This is a genomic window from Ensifer sp. GW823-FHT05D09, from assembly GCF_058795755.1.
Map to the genome: position 1 here is coordinate 39,163 of NZ_JBXAIA010000011.1, position 19,859 is coordinate 59,021.

The 19,859-nt window shown below is 62.3% G+C and carries 15 protein-coding genes; 9 read left to right on the forward strand and 6 right to left on the reverse strand.

Features of this window, described 5'->3' with window-relative positions; translation table 11 throughout:
• The first annotated feature begins 64 nt into the window (after positions 1-64).
• From AC1Q80_RS25655 to AC1Q80_RS25690, 8 genes are all read left to right on the forward strand, one after another.
• Positions 65-2,431: a helix-turn-helix transcriptional regulator gene (locus AC1Q80_RS25655; RefSeq protein WP_492362249.1), complete on the forward strand. Its 2,367-nt coding sequence runs from the start codon at positions 65-67 to the stop codon at positions 2,429-2,431.
• A 186-nt stretch (positions 2,432-2,617) separates the two neighbouring features.
• Entirely contained in the window at positions 2,618-3,646 is a 1,029-nt protein-coding gene (locus tag AC1Q80_RS25660) for an ABC transporter permease (protein WP_176355876.1), read from the forward strand.
• Positions 3,646-4,506: an ABC transporter permease gene (locus AC1Q80_RS25665; protein ID WP_173423119.1), complete on the forward strand. Its 861-nt coding sequence runs from the start codon at positions 3,646-3,648 to the stop codon at positions 4,504-4,506. The genes AC1Q80_RS25660 and AC1Q80_RS25665 overlap by 1 nt, the downstream gene beginning before the upstream one ends.
• Before the next feature lie 4 nt (positions 4,507-4,510).
• Positions 4,511-6,178, forward strand: coding sequence for an ATP-binding cassette domain-containing protein (locus AC1Q80_RS25670; RefSeq protein ID WP_492362250.1), 1,668 nt, complete (start codon positions 4,511-4,513; stop codon positions 6,176-6,178).
• Between the two features lie 50 nt (positions 6,179-6,228).
• The gene (locus tag AC1Q80_RS25675) at positions 6,229-7,788 is read left to right on the forward strand and encodes a hydantoinase/oxoprolinase N-terminal domain-containing protein (RefSeq protein ID WP_492362251.1); all 1,560 of its coding nucleotides are present in this window, start codon (positions 6,229-6,231) and stop codon (positions 7,786-7,788) included.
• Positions 7,781-8,911, forward strand: coding sequence for an S-methyl thiohydantoin desulfurase family protein (locus AC1Q80_RS25680; protein ID WP_173423116.1), 1,131 nt, complete (start codon positions 7,781-7,783; stop codon positions 8,909-8,911). Before AC1Q80_RS25675 ends, AC1Q80_RS25680 begins: the two co-directional genes overlap by 8 nt.
• On the forward strand, positions 8,908-10,002 hold the full coding sequence (locus AC1Q80_RS25685; protein ID WP_209790060.1) for an S-methyl thiohydantoin desulfurase family protein: 1,095 nt from the start codon (positions 8,908-8,910) through the stop codon (positions 10,000-10,002). Before AC1Q80_RS25680 ends, AC1Q80_RS25685 begins: the two co-directional genes overlap by 4 nt.
• A gap of 48 nt (positions 10,003-10,050) precedes the next feature.
• Complete coding sequence (locus AC1Q80_RS25690; RefSeq protein ID WP_492362252.1) at positions 10,051-11,628, forward strand: ABC transporter substrate-binding protein; 1,578 nt, start codon at positions 10,051-10,053, stop codon at positions 11,626-11,628.
• Positions 11,629-11,813: 185 nt separating this feature from the next.
• Here AC1Q80_RS25690 and AC1Q80_RS25695 read toward each other — a convergent pair whose 3' ends face one another.
• The 6 genes from AC1Q80_RS25695 to AC1Q80_RS25720 form a co-directional block, all read right to left on the reverse strand.
• Complete coding sequence (locus tag AC1Q80_RS25695) at positions 11,814-12,050, reverse strand: hypothetical protein (protein ID WP_025428511.1); 237 nt, start codon at positions 12,048-12,050, stop codon at positions 11,814-11,816.
• 120 nt (positions 12,051-12,170) lie between these two features.
• Positions 12,171-12,896: a TfuA-like protein gene (locus tag AC1Q80_RS25700; RefSeq protein WP_209790059.1), complete on the reverse strand. Its 726-nt coding sequence runs from the start codon at positions 12,894-12,896 to the stop codon at positions 12,171-12,173.
• Complete coding sequence (locus AC1Q80_RS25705; RefSeq protein ID WP_492362253.1) at positions 12,893-14,143, reverse strand: YcaO-like family protein; 1,251 nt, start codon at positions 14,141-14,143, stop codon at positions 12,893-12,895. Before AC1Q80_RS25705 ends, AC1Q80_RS25700 begins: the two co-directional genes overlap by 4 nt.
• Positions 14,144-14,161: 18 nt before the next feature.
• Positions 14,162-14,392, reverse strand: a complete 231-nt coding sequence (locus AC1Q80_RS25710; protein ID WP_492362254.1) for a hypothetical protein — start codon at positions 14,390-14,392, stop codon at positions 14,162-14,164.
• A gap of 136 nt (positions 14,393-14,528) precedes the next feature.
• Positions 14,529-16,400, reverse strand: a complete 1,872-nt coding sequence (locus AC1Q80_RS25715) for an AfsR/SARP family transcriptional regulator (protein ID WP_492362255.1) — start codon at positions 16,398-16,400, stop codon at positions 14,529-14,531.
• A gap of 29 nt (positions 16,401-16,429) precedes the next feature.
• Positions 16,430-16,888 (reverse strand): helix-turn-helix domain-containing protein, encoded by a 459-nt coding sequence (locus AC1Q80_RS25720; protein WP_173423110.1) that lies wholly within the window; start codon positions 16,886-16,888, stop codon positions 16,430-16,432.
• Positions 16,889-17,154: 266 nt separating this feature from the next.
• Between AC1Q80_RS25720 and AC1Q80_RS25725 the strand changes: the two genes are divergently transcribed.
• The gene (locus AC1Q80_RS25725; protein ID WP_492362256.1) at positions 17,155-19,752 is read left to right on the forward strand and encodes an SH3 domain-containing protein; all 2,598 of its coding nucleotides are present in this window, start codon (positions 17,155-17,157) and stop codon (positions 19,750-19,752) included.
• Positions 19,753-19,859: the final 107 nt, after the last annotated feature.

The following is a 19,859-nucleotide window of genomic DNA, read 5'->3' on the forward strand; positions in this document are numbered from 1 at the left end:
CAACCCGAGCGTCCTTGTCTAGGTTTCGCCGACAACCGCGCTTCGCCCGATGGGCAGAGAATGAATGGCTGATACGCCCCACAAAACGATCGACATCCGGCGAGACGGTCTTCTGCGACGCATCGTGATGGCGGCAGAACCGATCGTGGTTCTGGACGCCGTTGCGGGCATGGGAAAGTCGACGCTTTTGTCGCAACTGGCGTCCCATCTTCAATGTCGCATATGGCGATCGGCGCGTTCTCCCGGCGAGGACGATTTTTGCGATGGCGTGCTGCTCTGGGATCTGCCACAGGACACGCTGGAAGCCGAGATTCCCGCAATCTGGCGCGATGAGGGACGACGCGTCGTGATCGCGAAGCGGCCGTATACCCGGCTCCTCGGTCTCGATCGGGCGATTGCCTACGGCAAGGCACTCTGCCTTGGTGCTCAGGACCTCTGCTTCTCACGTGGCGAACTCGAGGCAACCTGTGGCAGGGCGGCGGTCGGGCCGCTGCTGGCGGAGACTGGAGGGTGGCCGTTTCTGGTTGGACTGTTCTCCCGCGCCTCACGGGACGAGGGGGCGATCACCCGCTTTCTGGCAAGCGATGTCCTGAGTGAAACGGCCGATTTCGAACTCGTCCAGCTCAGGCTCGCCCAGCAGGCGGCAAAGCCGGCGGCCAAGGCCAAAGAAGCTGTGCCGGCCTATCTGCAGGCAAGTGGCATTGCCGGTTCGCTCGCCACAGCGGTTGACATGGTGCTGGCCGAGCGTCTCGAAGACAGCACGCGTGTCCCGGCGATATCAAGTGCCTATGCGGCGCACGGCATGCAGACAGAGGCGATCGCCGTGCTGCAGCGCGCGGGGCTTCACGAACTGGCGGTTCGCGCCTTCATCGCGAACTTCGGCCGGTACTACATCTTCTTCCACGGCTTGGAAGCGTTCGACCGGGTTCTCGCCGGGTTCCCGGCCGAGTTGGCGGCGCAGAATGAGGGAATCGTCACCGCACTTGCGATGCAGGCGCTGAAGCGCGGCGAGGTGCTGCGCGCACAGCGGCTGCTAGCTGATTGTTACGGCTCGCGCGCCAACAATGTGCTGAAGGTGCTGAGTGATCGTGCCGCATTCTCAGCCGCATTCCGCTCCTTCCGCCTGGTGATGCTGATCTACGAAGACGTCGTGCTCGGCGATGATCTTCTGGAGCAAGCGACGACGCTCCTGTCGGAGTTCCCGCTGGACGCCGATCTTGAGCGCGGCAGCATCTACAATTCGATCCTGGAATTCTACATTCGCCGCCGCCGGTTCGCCGTCGCGCAGGACATCGCCGATCGGGCGCTCTTCCATTACGAGCGCGCGGGCGTGCCGCTTCTGTGCTTCTACATCAACCTGCATCAGGCGATGATGCACCTGATGAGCGGCGATGCGGTGCGTGCCCGCAGGAACGCGGTCGACGCTGCCGAGCAATTGTCGCGCGTGCCGTTCGAAAGCCCGATGGATGCGCGACTGCTCGCTTTGCTACAGGCATGCGTTGAGTACGAGGACGGTAAGCCGGAGCCACTGGCGCGCTTCCTGACCTCTGAAATGGATGACTTCTCGCATGGCGAAATCTGGCCGAGCCTGATCGAGTTCGCCTTGCAATATGGCAGCCAGGCGCTGAGCGAGCATTTTTCGATGATCGCCGCACGCGGCTTCCTCGATCGCTGGCGCGCCTATCAGGTTTACAACAGACAGTTCCGCCTGATGATCGAGGTCCGCGACGCCGTTATCCTGCAGAACGGCAACCGCTGGCAGGAAGCGGCAGAAAAGCTTGCGGCCGTGCAGGCGCGGATCAACAGAACCTGGGTGGAGGCGGCGGTCGACGAACTGACCCGCCTGCAGGACCGCGATGAGATCGCCCTGGCAGTCGTCTGGCTGCGCCATATCGTCTTCGAAATGCCGGGGCGCGTGCATCTGGACCGTCAGCTTACGGCGCTGGCGAGCAACCTCAACCTGACGGGCCGTCAGCGATTGTGCATCGAGGTCTGGCAGGCCTATGTCGCCCGGCGCCGGCACAACCTCACGAGCGCGCGCGCCATCCTGCAAAAAACGTTCGAGAATGCGGCGCGGCTTGGCACCATTGCGCCGTTGTCGGAAGAGCGACAATTCCTGCGGGAACTGACCGGCGACCGGCGCATCAGCGACTTCCTGCAGACCACGCCGACATCCCAGCAGATCCTGCGCCGGCTGCGCGACACCGGCCTGCCCAACACTCCGCTCGGCGAAAAGAACGGCCTGACCCGGCGCGAAACCCGCCTGCTGCTGATGATTGCTGAGGGGGCGTCGAACAAGTTCATCGCCCATGCCCTGGGCTTGAGCGAGGCCACGGTGAAATTCCACCTCGGCAATCTCTATCGCAAGCTCGGTTGCAGCCGCCGACGGGAAGCGATCATCGCTGCAAAGGCGCTCGGCGTCATTTCCTGATCAGGTTGCAGTCCGCGCGATATACGCCGTTCGCTCGTTCGGCCGATACAAGAACCTATACCTTTCTTGTAAAAACCTATCCTTTCTAGCCGTTGTGCAAACGACCCTTTCGGCTTGAAACTGCCCTCGACCGCAAAAAGCGGCAGACAGGCCGGACGATAACCGGCTGAGGGGAAAGGGTTGCCAATGGGCAATTATTACGTCGCCTTGTTTGCGCGGCGCGCGGTCGGCTTCCTGATGGTGCTGTTCGTGTTGTCGCTGATGATTTTCGTGCTCGCCCGCATCGTTCCGGGCGACCCGGCACGCATGGCCCTCGGTCCGAGCGCAACGCAAGCGCAGGTCGACCAGCTTCGCCAGCGCATGGGCCTCGATGAGCCGCTGATCACCCAGTATGTCAGCTATGTCAGCCATGCGGTGACCGGCGACCTCGGACGTTCGATCGTGTCCGATCGGGAGGTCAGCGCCGACATCGCCACCTTCCTGCCGGCGACGCTGGAGCTTGTGATCGTCACCATCGTCATCATTTTCGCGGTGGCCGTGCCGCTCGGCGTGTTGACGGCGCGCTACAGGAACAGCTGGATCGACAATAGCGGCCGTTTCTTCTCGCTCATCGGCGTCACCATTCCGAGCTTTCTCTTCGCGGTGACCCTTCAGATCCTCGCGGCGGATCATTTTCCCTCATGGCCGACGCTCGGCCGGGTCGATTTCCAGCTCGGCGCACCCGCTGGCCCCACGGGTTTCCTGCTGGTCGACAGCCTGCTTGCTGGCCGCCCGGACGTGTTTCTGAGCGCCCTTCAGCATCTCGTCTTTCCGGCGCTGGCGCTGGCAATGGCCGGCATCGGCCAGATCACCCGCATCACCCGCTCGGCAATGATCGACCATCAGCGCCGCGATCATGTGTTGACGCTGAAATCCTTCGGTGTGCCGGACCGCGTTATCGTGTTTCGCTATCTGCTGAAGCTGTCTTCGATCGCGCCATTGACGATCATGGGGCTCGAATTCGCCTCGCTGATCGGCAACGCCTTCGTCGTCGAAATGGTGTTCTCCTGGGGCGGCTTCGCCTCCTACGGCCTCGACGCCATCCTGCAGAAGGACCTCAACGCCGTCATGGCCGTGGTCCTCGTCTCGGGCATTTTCTTCATCGCCGCCAATCTCGTCATTGACCTGATCATCAGCATCCTTGACCCGCGGCTTCGCTTCAAGGAGGCCCGCTGATGCAGGATGCAACCCGCCTGTCCGCCGGCTACATGACCTGGTACCGATTCAGCCGGAACCCGGCCGCCGTCATCGGCGCGCTGATCGTGCTTTCGGTCATCGTCATGGCCATCTTCGCGCCGTTGATCGCACGCTTTCCCGAACATGTCGGCGCCGTCGTCGACTTCCGCAACCGCCATATGCCGCCGGATGTCGACAACTGGTTCGGCACCGACAAGGCCGGCCGTGATATCTTCTCGCGCACGGTCTTCGGTTTCCGCGTCTCGCTGTTGCTTGTCATCGGCGTGCTTGGCGTGGCTGTCCCGATCGGCTCGGCGCTGGGCATGATCGCCGGTTATGCCGGCGGCCTGACCGAGCGGCTCCTGACCGGTTTCACCGACATCATGCTGGCGATCCCGCCCCTGGTGATGGCGCTTGCCATCGGTAATGTGCTCGAGCCCAATCTGGTCAATGCCATGCTGGCGATCACGCTGCTCTGGTGGACCTGGCATGCGCGCCTCGTCTATCGCGTGACAAAATCGATCGCGGCGGAAGACTATATCGAGGCAGCGCGGCTCGCCGGCGCCAGCCACCTGCATATTCTCGCCAAGGAAATCCTGCCGAACTGCATCTCGGTCATCTCGGTGAAGACGACGCTCGATGCCGCCTTCGTCATCCTCTTCGGCGCGACGCTCTCCTTCCTCGGCCTCGGCGTGAAGCCGCCGACACCCGACCTCGGCTCGATGGTCGCCGACGGCCGGCAGTTCCTGCCGGAGAAGTGGTGGGAGGTTCTGGCACCCGGCTTTGCCATCTTCTACGCCACGCTCGGCTTCAACCTGCTCGGCGACGGGCTGCGCGATATGTTCGATGTGGAGGCCTGAGACGATGAGCATTCCTCTCCTCAAGGTCGAAGACCTCAATATCGCCTTCACCACCTACGGCCGCCGCCAGCATATCCTGAAGGATGTCTCCTTCGAGATCGGCAGGGGCGAGCGTGTGGCGCTGATCGGCGAGACCGGCTCGGGCAAATCGGTCACCTCGAAGGCGATCCTCGGCACGCTTCCCGACAACGCCCGCATCGAGAGCGGCAGCATCGAATATGACGGCAGGCGGGTGCTCGATATGCCTGGCCGCGAGCGTGAGGCGCTGAAAGGCACGGCGTTCTCGATCATCATGCAGGACCCGTTGTCTTCGTTCAATCCGGTCTTCCGGATCGGCCGGCACCTCGACGACGTGATGTTCTATGCCGATCGGCGCGACGATGTCAGAACCTCGGCGAAAGACCGAAAGCAGCGCATCTTCGATGTCCTGCGCCGCGTGCAGCTTCAGGATCCGGAGCGCATCTTCGATGCCTATCCATCGCAGCTTTCCGGCGGCATGCGACAGCGCGTGCTGATCGGCCTTGCGCTTCTGCACCAGCCGCAACTGCTGATCGCCGACGAACCCGGCACCGCGCTCGACGTGACCACCCAGGACGAGATCCTGAAGCTGATCAACCGGCTGGTCGACAGCGAGGGACTTTCCCTGCTGATGATCACGCACAATCTTGGCGTGGTCCGGCAGACGGCCGACCGCGTCTTCGTCATGCGTCACGGCGAGATCGTCGAGAGCGGCAATCTGCGCCAGATCTTCCAGACGCCGCGGCAGCCCTACACGATCGATCTGATCGATGCGATCCCGCCGCTTTACGGTCCGAAGGTGGTCAACCAGCCGATTTCCTCGAATGCCCCGATCATCACGCTTGAAGGGGCCGGCAAAGTCTATGTCGAAAAACCCTTCCTTGGCCGCATGAAGCGCCACGAGGCGGTCAAGCCGGTGACGCTGTCGGTGCCTGAGGGCGAGATATTCGGGCTCGCGGGCGAGTCCGGCTCCGGCAAGACGACGATTGCGCGCATGGTGATGGGGCTGATCGCACCGAGTTCCGGCACGGTCCGCGTCGGCTCTCCCGCGCAGGCAAGTGCGTCGCAGCGGCTGACCCAGATCGTCTATCAGAATCCCGGCACGTCGCTGAACCCCAAGCGCACGGTGACGCAGACCCTGGCGGTTCCGCTCAGCCATGTCGGCCTGCACGGCAAGGCGGCGACATTGCGGATGGAAGAGCTGATGGCGCTGGTCAACCTGCCGTCCGCCTATCTTTCCAAATATCCGCACGAGCTTTCGGGCGGGCAGAAGCAGCGCGTGGCGATTGCCCGGGCGCTTGCGGCCGAACCGAAGATCATCGTGCTCGACGAACCGACGTCGGCCCTCGACGTCTCCGTACAGAAACAGGTCATCGCCTTGCTGCAGCGCCTCAGGGACGAGCTTGGGCTGACTTATTTCTTCATCTCCCACGACCTTTCGCTGATGCGCAATTTCTGCAGCCGCATCGCCATCATGCTGAAGGGCGAGATCATCGAGGAGGGGAGGACGGCGGATGTCTTTGCCGATCCCCGGCACCCCTACACCCGCGCGCTCATCTCGGCGATCCCGGTGATGAGCGACGAGGAGGAAGCATTGAAACCAACGGTAAGCGTCGAGGAGAGAGCGCGCTTCCTGGTGAGATCAACGGCCTAGAGGCCGAACGAGGAAACAGGGCCGAAGGCCCATCAACAAGGAGACTGTCCGTGTATCGATTGGGAATAGATGTCGGGGGTACGAACACCGACGCCGTGATCATGGAGGGGCGGCACGTTCTGTCGGGCGTCAAGGCGTCGACGACGGAAGACGTGACGACGGGCGTCATCGAGGCGCTGGAGGGGGCGATTGCCAAGGCCGGCATCGACCGGTCCAGGATCAGCACCGTGATGATCGGCACGACGCATTTCACCAATGCTGTGATCGAGCGCAAGCATATCAACCATGTCGCCGCCATTCGCCTCGGCCTTCCGGCGACCGCCTGCCTGCCACCGATGGTCGACTGGCCGAACGATCTCGCCGAAGCCGTCGGTCATCACACCTACCTGGTGCGCGGCGGCTACGAATTCGACGGCCGCGCCATTGCCCCGCTCGATGAAGAAGAGCTGATCCGGATCGCGGCCGATATCCGCCTCAAGAACGTCAAGGCGGCGGCCATCACCTGCGTCTTCAGCCCCATCAACGCCGAGATGGAACAGCGTGCCAAGGCTGTCATCAAGAAGCATTGCCCGGGCCTTCCGATCGTCGTCTCCGGCGATATCGGCCGCATCGGCCTGCTGGAGCGCGAAAGTGCTGCCATCATGAACGCCAGCCTGTTGTCGCTGGCCGCCAAGACGGTCGACGCCTTCGCCAAGGCGCTGAAGGATGCCGGACTGTCCTGCCCGTTCTTCATCACCCAGAACGACGGCACGCTGATGGCCGCTGCGACAGTCAGAAGCTTCCCTGTTCTGACCTTCGCGTCGGGCCCGACCAATTCGATGCGTGGTGCTGCCTTCCTCACCGGCCGCAAGGAAGCGATCGTCGTCGATATCGGTGGCACCACCTCCGACGTCGGCGCCCTGCATCACGGCTTTCCCCGCCAGGCGGCGACCATCGTCGACGTCGGCGGCGTGCGCACCAATTTCCGCATGCCCGATGTGTTTTCGATCGGTCTCGGCGGCGGCTCGCTTGTGCGCGAACTCGCCAATGGTGACGTGACTGTCGGTCCGCAGTCCGTCGGCTATCGCATCGCCAGGGATGCCTTGGTCTTCGGTGGCCAGACGCTGACGACGACGGACATCGCTGTCGCACTCGGCAAGGCCGATGTCGGCCATGCGTCCAAGGTCGCGCATCTCGATCGGGCGCTCGCCGAAAAGGCCCATGCCCGGATCGTGCAGATGCTTGAAAACTCGGTCGAACGCAGCCGCGTTTCGGCCGACCCGATCCCGGTCATCGCCGTCGGCGGCGGCTCGATCCTGATGCCAGACAGGCTTGGGGATCTGGACGTCATCCGCCCGGAGAATTTTGCCGTCGCCAACGCCGTCGGCGCCGCCATCGCCCAGATCAGCGGCGAAGTTGATCGCGTCTTTGCGCTCGAGAAGGGTTTGACGCGCGAAATCTGCCTGAAGCAGGCGGAGCAGGAAGCAACGGAACGCGCGCTTTCGGCCGGCGCGATTGCCGAAACCATCCAGGTCATCGAGCGGGAAGACGTGCCGCTTGCCTATCTGCCGGGCAATGCCACCCGCATCCACGTCAAGGTCGTCGGCGAAATGGGAGGCTTCCATGGCTGAGCGTGCATTGAAGGCTCTGAACTACGATCCGTCCGATCTCTGGGTGCTCGACGAAGAGGATCTGGAGGCGCTGGAAATCGGCGCCGGCATTCTCGGCACCGGCGGCGGCGGCAACCCCTATATCGGCAAGCTGCGGGCGCGGCTGGCGATGCGCAGCGGCTACAACCTGTCGATCCTGCCGCTCGACCGGCTGGCCGACGATGCGCGCTGCATCTCGCTCGGTGGCATCGGCGCACCGGTCGTTGCCTATGAGCGGCTGAAGGAGGGACGCGAAGGGCTGCGGTGCGTTCGCGCGCTTGAAGAGCATCTCGGGATCGCGATCGACGCCATCGTCTGCGAGGAAATCGGTGGCGCCAATTCGATGGAGCCTCTGATCGCGGCCGCCTTTGCCGGGCTTCCGGTCGTCGATTGCGATGGCATGGGGCGTGCTTTCCCGGAAATGCAGATGACCACCTTCTCGATCTACGGTCATCGCTCGACCCCGAGCGTCATGTGCGACCTGCACGGCAACGTCGTCCTGTTCCAGCATGCGGCATCCGAACTCTGGCACGAACGCATGGCGCGCGCCTGCGTCGTCTCGCAAGGCGGGGCCTCGACGCTTGCCTCGGCGCCGATGACGGGTGCGTTTCTCAAGAAGTACTCGATCCCGCATTCCTACACCCAGGCGGTCTCGCTCGGACGGGCTGTGCTGAAGGCGCGGCGCGAACACGCCGATCCGGTTGCGGCCATTTGCGCCCAGGAAAACGGGCGCCAGGTCTTTTCCGGCAAGATCGTCGATCTCGAACGTCACCTGCGTGGCGGCTTCGTCATCGGTGAAGCCAAGCTTGCCGGCATCGATGCCTTCAACGGCGACACCGCCTCGGTGATGATCCAGAACGAAAACCTCGTCTTCAGCCGCAATGGCGAAGTCGAAGTGTCGGTCCCGGACCTGATCATCGTGCTCGATGTCGACAGCGGCAACGCGATCACCACCGAAATGCTGCGCTACGGCCAGCGCGTCGCGATCGTGGCGTTGCCCTGCCACTCCCTGCTGCGCTCCGCCGCGGCACTGGAGGTTGTCGGCCCGAAAGCCTTCGGCTTCGACGATGTGACCTTCCGGCCGATCGAGGGGATGCAGCCATGACCGAGCAGCTGATTACGGCTGCCGACATGGAGGCGATCGCCATCGGCGGTGCCTATCTCGGCACCGGCGGCGGCGGGGATCCCTATATCGGCAAGCTGATGGCGCGGACGGCGATCGAGGCGAACGGTCCGGTTCGGGTGGTCCAGCCGGAAACCGTCGCTGATGACGCGCTCTGTGTTCCCGTCTTCATGATGGGCGCACCGACCGTGATGGTGGAGAAGCTGCCGCGTGGCGACGAAGCGCTGGAGGCGCTGGGCCAGCTCGAACGGTTCCTCGGACGCAAGGCCGATGCGCTGATCTGCGTGGAGGCCGGCGGATTGAACTCGACCATCCCCTTTGCCGTGGCCGCCGCAACGGGCCTGCCGCTGATCGACGGAGACGGCATGGGTCGGGCCTTTCCCGAGCTGCAGATGGTGAGCTTCACCATGCATGACATCAGCGCAACGCCACTGGTTCATGCCGACGACAAGGGCAACAGCGCGATCATCAATGCAGTCTCGAACCTGTGGACCGAACGGCTCGCCCGCGTCCAGGCGATCCAGATGGGTGGTGCCAGCCTTGTTGCCGCCTATCCGATGACCGGGGCCCAGATGAAGGCTGGAATCCTGCGCGGCACACTCAGTCTCATCAAGGGCATCGGCGAGACGATTGCCGCCGAGCGCAGGGCGAAGCGTCATCCCGGCATCGCGCTTCGCGAGCAGTTCGACGGCCGACACCTATTCACAGGCCGCGTCGTCGATGTCGACCGGGTGACGACAGGCGGTTTCGCGCGGGGCAGGGCCGTGCTCAAGGGCATCGACGGTTTTTCCGGCCGCACTTTCGAAGTCGCCTTCCAGAACGAGTTCCTGGTCGCGCGCGGCGATGGCGGACAGGTCATCGCCTCGACGCCGGATCTCATCTGCGCACTCGACGCCGATGGCGGGCTGCCGGTCACGACGGAGCAGTTGCGTTATGGCCTGACGGTCGAATTCACCGGGCTTCCCTGTGATCGGCAGTGGCGGACGGCCAAGGGGCTCGAACTCGCAGGCCCCGGCTACTTTGGTTACGACCATGCCTACGAGCCGGTCGAGGCGCTCAACCCGGCCGCCTGAGGGCGGCCGGACCGAAACAACGACAATCAACAAAAAGGGAACTGAGACATGAAGAGAACACTCATCACAGGGCTGCTTCTGGGGTTGGTGCAGACGACGGCACTCACCGCCCCGGCCGCGGCTCAGGAGAAGGTGTCGATCGTCGTCAACGCGACGCAGGAGTTCGGCACCATCGATCCCGGCAAGATCAACGATTACACCGAGTATATGGCGGCCGTGAACCTCTATTCAGGTCTGACGACGGTCAACCCCGATGGCTCTGTGGTGCCGGAACTCGCCGAAAGCTGGAGCGTCTCCGATGACGACAAGACCTACACCTTCAAGTTGAAGGACGGCGCCAAATTCCAGGATGGCACGCCAGTCAAGGCTTCAGATGTCGTCTACACGGTCAAGCGCCTGCTCGCGATCAACGAAGGTCCGTCCTACCTTTTCACCGATATCGTCGATCCCGCCAAGTTGAAGGCCGTCGATGATCGGACCGTGGAGATCGGTCTGAAGAAGGTCTATGCGCCGTTCATCAGCAACACGCCGCTGATCCTTGTTCTCAACGAAAAACTGATCCGGGAGAACAGCAAGGAGGAGTGGGGGACGGACTACCTGACAGATCATCCGGCGGGTGCTGGACCTTACATGCTGTCATCCTGGCAACGTGCCTCGCAGATGGTCGTCAATCGTTTCGAGGGCTATCACGGCGGCTGGAGCAAGGGGACGCCGATCGACGAAATCCGTTTTGTCATCACCCATGACGAAGCGACGGTGAAGGCGCTTGCGGCAAAGGGCGAACTCGGCATGTCGGCGCGCGCCCAGGCAAACGAGACCTTCGAGGCAATCGAGAAGATGCCGGGCTACAAGATCCTGCGCGGCACGACGGCGACCGGCTTCTACATCAAGATGAACACCCAGGTCCCGCCGACCGACGATATCCACGTCCGGCGCGCGATTGCGCTTGCGACCGACTACGAAACGGTGCGCAATGTCATCCATCCCGGCGAACCTATGAACGGGCCATTGGCGTCCGTGTTCAAGGATGCCTATCTCAACGATTTGTCTGCCCCGGAATACAACCTGGAAAAGGCGAAGGAAGAGCTTGCCAAGTCGAAATATGCCGGCAGGGGGCCAATCAAGCTCAGCCATACCTATGTCACGGGCCTGGCCTTCGAAGAGGACATCGCGCTGTTGATGCAGGCCAATCTCGAGCAGATCGGTATCGAGCTCGACATCAAGCCGGAGCCCTGGAACCGTATCACCGAACTGGCTGCCAAGGTGGAGACGACGCCGGCGACCACCCAGGTCTTCTATGGCCCGACCTATCCGTCGCCTGACAGCGTCTTCTATGTGCAGTATCACTCCAAGGCGAAAGGCACCTGGGCCTCGATGGAATGGTTGCAGGATCCGGAAGTCGACGCCTTGATCGACAAGTCGCGCGAGACGCTCGATCCGGCCGCGCAGAACGATCTCTATAAGCAGATACAGCGCAAGGTCACCGATGCGCAGGCCGACGTGTTCCTGACGGTGGAGTCGCAGCGCTACGCCGCAAGCAAATGCCTCCAGGGCTATGCCTATATCCCGATGCAGAGCTGGGACCTGAACTTCTCGCGTTTCTGGTGGGATTGCCAGGCTGACTAAAGCATGTCACGCAAAAGTGTGCCGCGGTTTTGCGATAACGACATGCGCAAAAACAAGAATTTAAAGCGCGTCAAGCGAATCTGAAAGATCGCGAAGCGCTTTAAAATGGAAAGCCCTGCTTTGCGGGAGCGCGAAGCAGGGCTTTTTTCTATGCCACCAGCGAAATTGACGTCGACCCCGACTGCTCAGCAGTTTCCGAGGCTGGCGCGGCTCATGAGTTCGTTGGTCAGCAGTGCGGTCTTGTCGCCGCATTCCTCGACTTCCTTGAGCAGCGCTGCGAGCGCGAGCTCGAGGCAATATTGAACGCCTTCGACATTCAGTGTGCGCGACGAATCGCGCGCGTAGGTGACAAGGCGGGCCAGCGCCAGCAGCTCCTTCTCCTTGTCTTCAGGTTCAAAGGACATGGCGATCGAAGATTGCATGATTTTCCCCGGTTCCCTGCGGATCAGCCCGATCCGCTTCAACATGGCAAATCATAGCGTGACTTTTCATTGATGCGCGTGACACGAGCGTGACACACGTTGCATGGGAAAACCGCGTGCTTAAGATGAAGCGACAAGTTGATTGAGCAAGCGCTTCCAAAGACTTGTGGAATTGAATGTCCACCCTTCCGGCGCTGTCGACCTTAGGGCGGGGGCAGAGCGCAGGATGTCGATCAGTTGCAGCGCGTCGAGGCGCTTCTGATTTATCGTTCCGGTCGACAGGCACGCTTCGATGCGTTTCAGATCCGTGCCGGTTGGAAGGTCGGCACGCGCCACGATCGCGCGCCAGCTGCGGTGCTTGTAGAAGATCTCGGCGGCGGCCAACCGAAGTTGCGCGGCAGGCGCAGGATCTATCTTTTGCCGTGCGCACAAATCCTCAAGCGTCGCCACGACGTTCACCAAGGGCAGGGTCAATGGCATGTAGCCCAGCTCCGCCGGCCCATGCAGCAGGGCAACATCTGCATCGTCTTCGAGCTCGCCTGCGGCATATTGTTGGTAGATCTTGCCAACGCCGACCATGCCAAAGGCTGCACATTCGGCGGCACGAAGTGCGCCCATGCTGGCAGCGCCGTAAACGCGTACCCCTTGAGAAAGCGCAAACAGGATCTCCTTGTGCCAGACCGGCGCGACCTGTTCGAAATGGCCGTCGACGAGTCCGATGACCGTTGCGCCGTCCTGCGTGGCGCGCAGGATGTCGCCTTGCACGGCTGGCGGGCGCAGCACGATGTCCGTGCCAATCAGTGCCTGCGCTTCGGGCAAGGTGGGGCCGCAAAAGAGGATCTTCATGCGATCTCCAGGGCGCGCGACAGTGCGCGCGCGCCGAAACGGCGCTTGCGTGCTCCATCCGGATTTTCGAGTTCCGGCACAAAAACCTTGATCACGGAAAACGGCAACGGTTCTGCGAGCAGCGGAACGGCAACGGCGGTGCCGATGCCGGCGCGCTTCAAGGCTTCGAGCACATATTCGAGCAGCGAGTTTGCGGTGCTGCCGGCAACCGCGGCGACCGGGTTTTGTGCGCGCGGTAATGCCTCAAACAGTTGCTGGGTCTCGCGCGGCAGCCTGCGGGTGAAAGTCTCCGGAAAGACATCGTCACGTGCGCCGCTGATATAGGTGAGGCGGGACTGCGCGGCCTCGGTGACGGCCCGGATGGCGGCGCGTCGCGGATCGGGATGGGCGCCATGCCCGATGGTCACGTCATGGTAGCGCGGTTCTTTCGCCTCGAGGATGCCGGTATCCGCTATGACCGCCGTCAGGCACGGGATGCCAATGTCGCTGGTCATATCGAAGAGGCGGAACGTGAGACCGGCCTCGGCAATCCGCCCTGTCATGTCATCGAGAATGGGGTCTTTGAACGAACCGGCGTCGATGCACGTGCGCAGACGCGCCGTTAAAGGCAGCAGCCGCCACAACGTTTCGGCATCGCGCTCGATCCGTTCCAGCAGGCCGTGCAGGATTGCTTCGTCTTCGGTGTTGCCGGAGGCAAGTCCGTCCGACGACTGCCAGTAGCGGCACCGCTCGAGCGTGCGGTCGAGCAGTGCGGCATGAAACGGCACGAAAGTCGTCTGTTGACCGATGAGATCGAAACCGCGCAACCATGGCGCCGGTTCATCATCACCGAGATCGCTCTCGCCTGCCGCGACAAGGCCGGGCAGGTTGAGCGCCCTTTCTCCGCCTTCCAGAAGGGACTGTCGCGTTGCGTTTAGCACTTGTGCCGATGGGTTGCACGCGACTGCCCGCTCCAGAGCTTCCATCGCCGCCGATACCTTGGCGTCGATATCGGTGATGCCTTTCCCCTGATTGATGACGATCGATTTTGCGTTGGGAGAGACCGCGTTCCAGACGGGGATGCCGATGCTGTCGAGCCCGGTCAGGCGTGCCAGTCTGCTGATGCCGAAAGCGGGCAACAGAAAAGCGATGCGCGCGAAGGTTTCTTCGGGCGCACAGACGCGGTCGGAGTATCTGTCAGCATTGTCGGAATTTGCTGAGATCGGGCGATTTTCGTTCGCCCGATCCGTATTGATGGCTATCGTCATGCGCGGGCGCGCCGAGGCTTAGCCGTCCATGAACCCGCCGGAGACGGAGCCGGCCGAATTGGCCCTGACGGCGAAGTTCACGCCCTTGACCACAGTGGCGCCGGCATTTCTGTGCTCGTTCGCCGAAGCCAAGGCGCCGGTGAGCGGATCTACGATGCGTGTGACAGTTCCCGCCGCGAGATCTGCAAGCCACAGGCCATCGTCACCCTCAACGCCAAATACAACTACCTGTGTCGCTTGTGCCGTCATCAATTTTCCCCTTATCCCTCATGTGATTGCGCGAGAGCGCCGTGCGTAAAGACGCACGGAGAACGCCCCGTGCGCTTTGATTCTAGAGCATTTTATCCGCCTTGAGTGAAGCCACTTGAACGCGGAATGCTCCAGTTTAGAAGCCAGCCTTGCGCAGGCCTTCGCCGTAATGGGTTTTCTGCCATTCCTCCCGGAACGGGACGATCGCCATCCATTTTTCCAGGTTGAAGTCCGGATGAACTTCAAACGTCTTGCGCACGTACTGGCCTGCCTTTTTGCGATTGCCGAGCATGCCCCAGCTCGCTGCAGCGAGCCGATCGGCGGGCGTGGGATCGCGCATTCGCTCGATATAGGCGAGAGCCTGATCGTATTGACCAAGCGAATAGCAGGCGCCGGCGGCGGTCCAGAAATACTCGTCCGGAGCGATCGGATTGAGATTGATCGCCGCTTCGATCTTTTGCAGGCCGCCATCCGGCCGTGAGGCCTGCACGAGCGTATCGGCGTAGCTGGCAATCACATTGGCGTGCTGCGGGCTGAGCGCTTCGGCTCGCTCATGAAACTCGATGCTCTCGTCGAATTGTCGGCTGTAAAGTTTGACGACGCCCAGTTCGCGGTAACCGGCCGCAAGGGTATCGTCGATGGCGATCGCCTCTCGGGCGTGCTGTTCGGCAAGAGCCAGGAGTTCGCTGTCGCCGCGGGCTGTCAAAAGCCACTCGACGAAATAACTGCGCGCAAGCCCGCTCATGGCTGGAGCCAGGTCGGCATTCTGGTTGAGCGCCTCGCGGAAACTCTTCCGGGCGCGCCGCACCTCCGGCAGATTGAGCTGCTTGAGGTAGCGCTGGCCAAGCAGGTAACTGCGATAGGAGCCACCATTGCCTTCGTAGGTCTTGCGCATCGTCTCGTTGCGCTCGACCTGGCTGGCGATGGCGAATGCGATCTGTCGCGCGATCTCCTGTCGCGACTTCATCAACCCGCGGTCATCGAGCGTGAAGCGGTCGGCCCAGATCACTTCATCGTTCGCAAAGAAGATGAGCTGCGTAAACAACGTCTGGCGGCTGCCCTCATTGGTCAGGCGGGTATCGAGGATGTAGCTGATGGCGTGTTGTTCGTAAGTGCTGGCCTTGTCTGCCTGCAGGCTGATCTGGGCGGCAGTGTAGGGTGCGATCACCGAGACCGAGCGAAGTGCGCAAAGGCCGATGGTGACGTCCTCGATCAAGGAATGAGCAAACAATGTTGCCGTCGCGTCGGCGTTGCCGGCGCCTGGCGGCAGCAGCACTACGCGCGGCGGGCGCATCTCGCCCATGGTCTCCAGCAGCGGTTCAATGGCGGTGGCTGGCAATGGCGCCGCTTTGGCAGGCACGGGTAGCGGGCCACCTCTTGGCAGCAGGCGCGCATCGAATTGCCGCCCCTCCAATGCCAGGGCAGTATCGAGGATCTTGCGAACCTCGTCGTCTTCGGGGTTCCTCTCCAGAAGCTTGACGGCAGTCGATCTGACGAGCCTTCGATCCGGACCGGTCGCATTGTCGGCCGCGTTGATCAGGCTCTCGCGCAAGAGAGCGGCATGATCGGAGCGTTGCTGGGCGATCCAGTCGCGCAGCGCCTGGCCCTGCGATTTCAGATCCTTGAGGAAGTCGTCGCGGAATTTTTCTGCGGCCCACCGGAAACGCGATAACGCATCCTGATCGTCGTTTCCGACGATGTCGTCGAGGTCGCTCGCAATCGCTTCCGGCTCCATCCGGACGGTCGATGGCGAAAAGCTGAGGAACGTGTGGCCGAGTTCCTCCTGCCGCGAGGTGACGCGGGATATCGTCTTGCGCAGATTGACAAAGGCCTGGCTCGGAACGACTTCGTTCCACAAGAGCTTGGCGACGTCGTTGCGCGATTGCTCGCGATGGCCGCCGGCGATCGCCTGAGCAAGAATGAGCAGACCCTTTTCGGGGAAGGCGACGTCGCAATCGTCTTCATCGACGAGACGTAACCGTCCGAGGGTCTGCAAACGAAATTTCATCTGGCTATCTCATCGGCAACCGGTCGGGCCTATCCGTGGAGGTCAGGGGCGTGCGTCGCACTGCCATGGGCAGCGACAGCTTCTGCCTCGGGCGTCTGTGCGACGGCCGCGACCAGCGAGATGATCTTCTTGCGCAGCACCGGGTCGGTGATCTTCAGGAAGGCCCGGTTGAGCGCAATGCCCTCTTTCGACGACACGAAGGACGAGATCTCGTTGGGTTCGCGCACATCGCCAAGGCCCGCCCGCGGGGTTGCGCCCTCTTCGCCTTCCTGGAAGAAGAAGCTTGGGTGAACGCCGAGAACGTCGGCGATGGCCTGTAGCCGGCTGGCACCGATGCGATTCGTGCCTTTTTCGTATTTCTGGACCTGCTGGAAGGTGATTCCGAGTCCGTCCGCCAGTTTTTCCTGGCTCAACCCGGCCATCAACCGACGCATCCTGACGCGGGAACCGACAAAGACATCAATCTGGCTGGGTGCTTTTGTGTTCACGTGTGTTTCCTCCGCATGTGGGCGTCACCAAATCATACATATGAGTTTGCTCGAATAAATGACTCGATGCAATCACTAGGCGCCAATACACGGATAATTGCTCGGGAAGGCGCCGCTGCGCGCCGAGGCAAGCCCGAAATTACGGCCGTTGTTACTGTTACGTACTTGCGCCGGATCTGGCCGGAGCGATGGTTGAAGAATGTGGGCCCGACCCGCGCATAAACCCGCGGGCAATAAGACAGTTTCGACCACGTCGGAGATGCGAGATGCGCGGAATAAGCTTCACCCTGACCCTGCTCGCCATTGCTACCGCTCCAGCGTGGGCAGGCCCCGCCACGACGACGGCGTCGGTCAACTTTCGCGCCGGTCCGGGCACGGGCTTTGACAGCATGGGAGCGATAGATGAGGGCGCGCAGGTCGACGTCAAGGAATGTGATGATGCCGGCACCTGGTGCGCCGTCAGCTTCGAGGGAAAGGATGGCTTCGTCAGCGGCAAATACCTGAGCGATGCAGACCCGAAAGGCCTCGGATGGCCACGCGCCTACAAGACCGACAAGGGGGCGACGATCACGCTTTACCAACCGCAGGTGAACGCCTGGAAGGATTTTACCGATCTCGACGCCCTGATTGCTGCCGAGTACAAGCAGTCCGACGATGCCAAGCCGATCTTCGGTGTCATCGGGGTGACGGGCAAGACCGTGACGGATAGCGGCTCTAACGAGGTCATCGTCTCCGACATCAAGGTCGACGAGATCAATTTCTCGGTGCTCGATCGGCAGGAGCTTGCCGACCTGGCACTGGACGTCGGCAAGTTGATGCCTGTTGGCACCATAACGCTGTCGGAGGACAAGCTGACGGCGAGCCTTGCCGACTATGAACGGCTCGGCAACGTCGAGGGACTGAAAGCCGATCCGCCGCCGATCTATGTCAGCAAGGAGCCGGCGCTGCTTGTCCAGACGGACGGCAAGGCCGTGTTCGCGCCAGTCAAGGGTGTTGAGGGCCTTTCCTTCGCCGTCAACACCAATTGGGATCTGTTCAAGCTCGACGCGGACAGCACTTACTACCTTCGCAACGAAAAGGCATGGCTTCAGTCGAAGGACCTGTCGAATGGCTGGCAGCCGGCAACCGCGCTGCCCGATCTCTTCGCCAAGTTGCCCGACGGCGACGACTGGAAGGATGCGAAGGCGGCGATCCCTCTGGTTGCCGGGAAGGCCACGGCGCCGAAGGTCGTCTATTCCGACAAGCCGTCGGAGTTGCTCGTCTTCAACGGTGAACCGAAGCTCGAACCGGTGCCGGGAACCGCGCTGAAGGTTGCAACGAACACCGAAAGCGACGTCTTCTATCTAGATGCGGATTCGAACTGGTACGTGCTGGTCTCGGGCCGCTGGTTCGCAGCCGCGTCGCTTGAGGGGCCCTGGACCTTCGCTACGCCCGACCTACCGCAGGATTTCCTGAATATTCCCGAGGACGCTTCCTATTATACCGTCCGCTCATCGGTTCCCGGCACCTCGGAGAATGCCGAAGCCAGGCTGAAGGCAAGCATCCCCGAGAAAGCGCGCGTCTCTCTGGACGGCTCCGTCACGGTTGATGTCGCCTATAGCGGCGACCCGAAATTCGAGAAGATCGACGGAACGTCGCTCACTTACGCCGTCAACACCAACGAGACGGTGATCAAGGTCGCCGATAAGTATTTCGTGCTGAAGGATGGTGTCTGGTTTGTCGGCGATACCCCGACCGGGCCGTTCACAGTGGCGAAGGCCGTTCCGGACGAAGTCTACACGATCCCGCCGTCGTCGCCGGTCTACAATGCCACCTATGTGCGGATCTATGAAACCGAGCCGGACGCGGTCTGGTTCGGCTACACCATGGGCTATCTGGGGGCGTATCTCGCCTGGGACACATTCGTCTATGGAACCGGCTGGTACTATGACGACTACTGGGACTATGGCTGGGCCGGGGGCGGCTATTGGCCCTATTATCCGCGGCCCATCACCTATGGCGTAGGTGCCTTCTATAATCCGGCTGTCGGAACCTTTGGACGCTACGGCTACGCCTATGGCCCCTATCGCGGCATCGTGGCAGGTGCCGCCTACAACCCGCGGACTGGCACCTACATTCGCGGTGCGGCAGCCTACGGTCCTGCGGGTGAGCGCGGTTTCGTCGCGGCCTACAATCCCCGGACGGGCAACGCGGCGATCGCACGCGGCGGCAGCAACGTTTACGGCAACTGGGGGACGGCCGCGGTCAAGCGTGGGTCGGATTTCGCCCGCATCAGCGGCGGTTCGACCGCTGGAGGAGCCGCTGGCGCCCGTTGGCGCACGTCCGACGGCAATCATGGTTTCGTCGCGGGGGGCAAGGGCGGTGACGTCTATGCCGGGCGCGACGGCAATGTCTACCGCCGCGACAATGGTCAATGGCAGAAGCACACGCAGGACGGCTGGCAGCCAGTTCAAAAGCCATCGATTCAGGGCGCGAAGAAGTCCGGGCAGCAGTTTGCGACCCAGCACCCGGACGCGGCGCAAAACCTGAACAAGCGGATCGACAATCGCCGCACCACTGGCGGCGGAACTGCGGCCCGCAATCGAGCGCCCGACCATCTGGCGATCGACCGCGCCGGGCGCCAGGTCGGCAATCAGCGCTCATTCGAGTACCAGTCATTCAACCAGCGTCCACTGAATGCCCCAACCGGTGGCGGTTTCGGAGGGGGCGGGTTCGATCGCCCGGGCGGATTTGGCGGTGGCGGCGGATTTGGCGGCGGTGGTGGCGGCGGATTTGGTGGAGGCGGGTTCTCCGGCGGTGGTGGTTTTCACGGAGGCGGCGGCGGATTTCATGGCGGTGGCGGCGGAGGTTTCCGTCGTCGTTGATCCGAAAAGGCGCACCGGAAACGGAAGTTGGCATAAACGTCGGGGACTGTGTTAGCGTTTGTGCGGATGAGGGCAGGAATCGATCGGCACTCCGCCGATCGCAGGGG